General features: G+C 34.4%; 1 protein-coding gene. It reads left to right on the top strand.

The features are described from left to right. Positions 1–48: 48 nt before the first annotated feature. Positions 49–432: an FEKKY domain-containing protein gene (locus tag CDH49_RS15920; RefSeq protein WP_100616446.1), complete on the top strand. Its 384-nt coding sequence runs from the start codon at positions 49–51 to the stop codon at positions 430–432. Positions 433–570 lie beyond the last annotated feature (138 nt).

Here is a 570-nt window from a genome sequence, read left to right as displayed (position 1 = left end):
CAAACACGCAACTTTCCATACACGAACACGTTGTATGCAATTTGAGAAATGAACAGAAAAACGATAATATTTAGTGGAATAATATTAATTCTAATCGGAATTGGATTGTGGAATTACGGATTTTTTAACCGATTTAATTACCTAACTGCAAAATCTGATATTGAGAACAATTCACCTCGCAAAGTATTAGTCGGAGAATTAATGATTTCACCAACGGAAATGGATAAAATAAGTCGGAAATATGGATTCACAAACATCGGATTTGGATGCGTTGTAAGTGGAACTGAATTAAATGGAATAGAAATACATAACGCTGAAATTGACAAATATTTGACCAATAAAAACGGAACTGAATGGAAAGCGGACTATCTAAAAGAAATTGACTCACTGTCTGAATTAAAACAGCGTGATTGGAAAGAAAAATTTGAATAAAAAAACAGCATACAACACCGTGTATAAAAAATTGCTAGTTTTAGCTAACACAAAGTTTGTTGCCTGTTTGCCGGCTTCCGATTTTCCTTCGGAAAATCCTCGTCCCCAAACACGCAACTTTCCATACACGAACACGTT

Source organism: Confluentibacter citreus (assembly GCF_002807055.1).
In the GTDB taxonomy this organism is placed as follows: domain Bacteria; phylum Bacteroidota; class Bacteroidia; order Flavobacteriales; family Flavobacteriaceae; genus Confluentibacter; species Confluentibacter citreus.
The sequence above is the reverse complement of the archived record's forward strand: the minus strand, read 5'-3'. Positions and strand labels throughout refer to the sequence as shown.

Bases quoted from the DNA above. Each gene is read 5' to 3' on its own strand.
- CDH49_RS15920 (WP_100616446.1), top strand. From the start codon at position 49: ATGAACAGAAAAACGATAATATTTAGTGGAATAATATTAATTCTAATC.